We start from the raw sequence: 5148 nt of genomic DNA on the forward strand, positions 1-5148 counted from the left end.
CGTTCGAATTGTGGGGACAACTCGAACCTAGGAGTAACATGGGTCGCCTCTTTCGTAACAGGCAAAGCCGATTACTCATAACCACGCCCTAAGGACGTGGGTTAGGGGTTTTGGTCAGCTTTACCTTTCCCTATGCTTTGTACAATATTTGCCCAGAAAGGCACCCTTCAGTTAGTGACCAATTGGTCAAATTCATCTTTTTACCTTAAAGTCAAGGGTGACTAAATATATCTTCCATTCATTAACTAGGAGAAAAACCCTAACTTTTCTTTAAAATTAACTTTATTATGCTTGAACTGAAAAAATATAGAATTATCTATCTCTGATTGGAGGTGTTTCATGCCCCTAGGAGCTTTCAGCCTTTATACTTGTCCTAAGCTATAGTTCGTCGGGCCATAAAGGCTGGCGGCTTATGAAGTAGGACGTATAAAGAGATTCTCTATGCTTACCAACCGGACCGCCGCACTCTTTTTCAGCTTCTTATTGATTGCCCCGCTTTCCACAACCGCTCTAGGGGATGTCGAGCACCTTGCGCCAGAAAAAGGCCAGGGCGGCACAGCCAGGGAAATCGTCAGCAAATTGGAAATGCTGCACTACAACAAGATCAAAATTGGCGATAAAATGTCAGAAAGCCTCTGGAGCGAATACATCGATGCTCTGGATCCTACCAAGAGCTACTTTCTCGCCTCCGATATTAATGAGTTTCGTGCATTGCAGAACAGGATGGATGACCAGCTGCGTGCCGGCGATGTAAAAGCGGGCTTTGAGATCTACAATCGATTTCGCCTGCGTATGAGCACCCGTCTCGATAAAATTCTCTCACAGCTGGACGAGAGCCTCCCCTCCTTTAACTTTGCCCGCAATGAGTCCCTGGAGCTGGATCGTGAAGAGAGCAAATGGCCTGAATCCACCAGTGCTGCCGATGACTTGTGGCGCAAACGGCTCAAGAGCAGTGTACTGAGCCTGCGGCTCACGGGGAAAACCGACGAGGAAATACGCGACCTACTGGCGCGCCGCTACAAAGGCCAGCAGAAGCGGCTGGAACAGCAGAACAGCGATGATGTATTTGAACTCTATATGAATTCGCTCACGCGCCTCTACGACCCACACAGCAACTACCTTTCCCCGCGCTCCCTGGAAAACTTCAATATGAGCATGTCCCTCTCTCTGGAGGGAATTGGTGCGGTTTTGCAGGCAGACGAGGAGTACACCAAGGTGGCCCGTCTGGTAGCAGGTGGTCCCGCTGATCGCACCGGCAAGATCAAGCCCAATGACAAAATCGTGGGTGTGGGCCAGGACAAAGAGGGAGAGATGGTGGACGTAGTTGGCTGGCGTCTCGACGACGTGGTCGACCTGATCCGTGGCAAGGCCGGTACCTACGTGCGGCTTGAAACCATCCCCACCGGTGGCGATGGGACTCACAAAACCATCTTGATCAAACGCAGCAAAGTAAAGCTGGAAGATCAGGCAGCCAAGAAGGCCGTGTTTGAATTCTCCGATGGCAAAAAGAACTACAAAGTCGGCGTGATCAATTTACCCACCTTCTATATTGATTTTGATGCCTATCGGCGTCGGGACCCCAATTACAAAAGTACCACCCGCGATGTGGCCAAATTGCTTACAGAATTAAAGGAGGAGGATGTTGACGGCATTATCCTGGACCTGCGCAATAACGGTGGCGGTTCCCTGCAAGAGGCCACCATGCTCACCGATTTGTTTATCGATCAGGGCCCGGTTGTACAGATTCGCCACGCCAATGAACAGATTTCACGGCACAACCGCTCCCGTTCGCGAGCAATGTACCGCGGTCCGTTGTTGGTACTGATCAACCGCCTCTCGGCATCTGCGTCGGAAATTTTTGCCGGTGCTATCCAGGACTATAACCGCGGCTTGGTTGTGGGCAACCAGTCTTTCGGTAAGGGTACCGTACAAACCATGGCCCCTCTCAAGGAAGGCCAGCTGAAGATTACTCAATCCAAGTTCTACCGCGTGTCCGGAGACAGCACCCAGAATGCCGGTGTCAAACCGGATATCCCCATGCCACAAATGATCAATGCCGAAAGTGTCGGGGAGAGTGCCTATGACACCGCCCTACCCTGGGACCGTATCCATGCCGTACCCCATGCGAAGTATTTGAACCTGAAAAGCCTGATTCCCAACCTGATCAGCAAACACAATAAACGCACTGAGTCGGACCCCGACTTTATTTTCCTGCGCGACCAATTCAAGTTCGAAAGCGAACGCAGTGACAAAAAGTATATCTCCCTCAACGAAGTCATGCGCGAGCATGAAAGAGAGGCGGTGAACCAGCGTCTGCTGTCTATGGAAAACCGTCGCCGCAATGCCAAAGGCCTGGAACCCTACCAGGATTTCGAGGCCTATGAGGAGAGTGAGTCAGAAGAAGTGGCCACAATTGGTGGCCCAGTTGAAATCAAACTGGAAAAAGACCCCGTTTTGAACGAGGCCGGCTATATAATGGCGGACTTTATCGGACTGTCCGATAAAGCCAGCAAGGCCCCGCCTCAAGTCGCCAATTTCTAAAATCTGACGGGTTCGGGGTGCGCGAACCAACTCCAGGCCGGGCAAGCCCGGCCTTTTTATTGGGGGAAAAACAATGAAAGCTGTGTCCTTTAACGTCAACAGTATACGCACGCGCCTGCACCAGATGCAGGCACTGGTAGACAGCCATCACCCAGACATTATTGGCCTGCAGGAAACCAAGGTCACCGACGAGGATTTCCCGGTGGATGCAATCCGGGATCTGGGCTATGAGGTCATCTACTATGGCCAAAAGACCCACTACGGCGTTGCCCTGCTCTCGCGCCTGCCGTTTATCGACCGGGAGTATGGCTTCCCCACAGACGAGCCCAATGCCCAACGCCGCCTGGTGATGGGTAAATTCGATATCGGTGGCCCGGAACCGCTTACTGTGATCAATGGTTACTTTCCCCAGGGAGAGAACCGCAAGCACCCGCTCAAGTTTCCGGCAAAGCAGAAGTACTACGCTGACCTGAATACTTACCTGCAGACCACCTGTAAACCACAAGCGCCGGTATTGGTGATCGGTGATATGAATATTTCCCCCGCAGATCAGGATATCGGTATTGGGGAATCTAACCGCAAGCGCTGGCTGCGCGACGGCAAATGCAGTTTCCTGCCGGAGGAGCGCGAATGGTTGCAGAGAATCCAGAACTGGGGCCTTGTGGACACCTTCCGTGCACAAAATCCACAAACCGATGATGTTTTCAGCTGGTTTGACTACCGCAGCCGTGGTTTCGATCGCGACCCCAAGCGCGGTCTGCGTATCGACCTGATTCTGGCCAGCAGTTCCATGATGAAAAGCTGTATTGGCACTGGCATTGACTATGATATTCGCGCAATGGAGAGGCCCTCGGACCATGCCCCTGTATGGGCAGAGTTCAAGCTCTAAACACCAGCGTAATGCCGGAGTTTCGACCCTGGCTTTCTTCCGTTGTTCATAGGAACACTCCCCGGAAACTAACCCGGAGGTGGCCCGCAACATGCCCGTAATGCCCGGGCAATTGCGCTCTGTGCACCTACTGACCGCTGCACTGAATCTGAGCCCGCTCAAGGCTTTAGGCCCTCAGCTCAAAAACACAGTGCCAATATGTTATCGGAGAATCCTGTCCACCAGGATTCTCACAAAATATTCTAACCTTTACCCAGCTTCTCCGACTTCCTTAACCCCCACCTCTCTCACCTCGCGAGCCTTTTTGCGACCATATAGTACCAGTAGCATACCCACTGGAAACATCACCACACCATATACCGCAGAGGGTATCGACATTTCTCTGGAGTGCAGAAGCGTTAGGGTTACCATCAGGCCGATGGTACCATTTTTGATACCCAGCTCTGTCGCCACCGCCAGTCCATCGCGCAGGGGAAGGCCACCGATTCGACTGAATACCAACCCCAAAAATATCCCCGAAAGGTTCAGCAGGATAACCGAGGGCCCCGCCTGCGACATAAGTTCGCCAATGCGCTCACGCATTCCCCACACCAGCTGCACTACCAGAATCAACAATACCAGTGCACCAAAAATACTGACAATACCCTCGGCGCGACTGGCAAGAGGCGGGTTCCAGGCCCGCACCAGCATGCCGAGTACCACAGGCAACAAAACAATAACCGATAACATGGCCACTGTCCTGACAAAGGGCAGAACAATTTCCTGCTCAGCACCAAAATAGGTACGCAAAGCGTAATTGGTAAAAAAAGGCAGGCTCAGGATGGTAATCAAACTCGCCGATACCGTAAGAACGATGGACAACGCAACATTGCCGCGTGCGAGCAGTGTAAATAGATTAGAGGTCGTCCCTCCCGGACATGCCGCTATAATCACCAGACCCACTGCGATCTCAGCAGGTAGACTGAGCGCCCAGCAAAGGGTGAAGGCCACAAATGGCAAAAATATAATCTGTATGATGGTGCCAAGTAGTAAGCCCCTGGGCCTGACAGCTACCTGATGGAAATCTCTGGTCGTCAGGGTCATCCCTATACCGACCATAATAATAAACAGCGCAACCGGTAAACCGATCGAGATCATAGGTCCTGGTTCCACATTTATCTCCTGATACCGTAATGAGTGATGAAATAGGTTGGTTCCATGATGCGTCAATAAGCCCTTTAGGCAGAGTCTGCAGGCACTGGACTTACACCCATGGATACCTTCCTCCAAAAATAATAGCGCTAACCGCAGGCTGAGATCAGCAAGAAGGCGTGACCGCAGTATAGGTTTCATCAGGACACTGATTGGCAAGTTTCAATACAGAGGCAGACCATAGTGGTGAGCACGCCCCCCATTTTCACCAAAGTTAAAAGTAACACCTACGTGGATGATTAACTCGGCAGTCGCTGGAACAAACGTTCTATTGTATTCTGCTTTTTGTGCATCTCCTTATCATATGCCACGGCGCCAATCGATGAATCTTCGGGGCACAACTGTCAACTTACTTAGATTAAGTACCAGTTACCGTGTAGTGGTCTACTAATCCCGGACACCAATTTAGGTGGTAAAGTCGCCGCCTGAGACAGAGGTGTTCAATGAGTAGGCCTAGCGGGAGCATCTGAACAGAAACTTACGGTTTCGCCCTGTCTGTCCCATCTCAAACCGTAAAATCCTGTGCA

General features: G+C 51.4%; 3 protein-coding genes. 2 read left to right on the plus strand and 1 reads right to left on the minus strand.

Translation table 11 applies throughout. The annotated features are described in order from the left end of the window. The first annotated feature begins 441 nt into the window (after nucleotides 1-441). Nucleotides 442-2541, plus strand: a complete 2100-nt coding sequence (locus Q1A48_RS20500; RefSeq protein ID WP_299948604.1) for a carboxy terminal-processing peptidase — start codon at nucleotides 442-444, stop codon at nucleotides 2539-2541. Between the two features lie 73 nt (nucleotides 2542-2614). Beyond that, nucleotides 2615-3430, plus strand: a complete 816-nt coding sequence (xthA, locus tag Q1A48_RS20505) for an exodeoxyribonuclease III (RefSeq protein ID WP_299948606.1) — start codon at nucleotides 2615-2617, stop codon at nucleotides 3428-3430. Nucleotides 3431-3679: 249 nt separating this feature from the next. Here xthA and Q1A48_RS20510 read toward each other — a convergent pair whose 3' ends face one another. Continuing rightward, a complete protein-coding gene (locus Q1A48_RS20510; protein ID WP_299948608.1) occupies nucleotides 3680-4582 on the minus strand; it encodes a bile acid:sodium symporter family protein in 903 nt (300 codons plus the stop codon). Nucleotides 4583-5148 lie beyond the last annotated feature (566 nt).

Origin of the sequence: uncultured Microbulbifer sp., from assembly GCF_947489355.1 — a bacterium.
Classification (GTDB): domain Bacteria; phylum Pseudomonadota; class Gammaproteobacteria; order Pseudomonadales; family Cellvibrionaceae; genus Microbulbifer.

What these genes read in the sequence shown, in the direction of transcription:
- Q1A48_RS20500 (WP_299948604.1), top strand. Translation starts at nt 442, where the DNA reads ATGCTTACCAACCGGACCGCCGCACTCTTTTTCAGCTTCTTATTGATT.
- xthA (WP_299948606.1), top strand. Translation starts at nt 2,615, where the DNA reads ATGAAAGCTGTGTCCTTTAACGTCAACAGTATACGCACGCGCCTGCAC.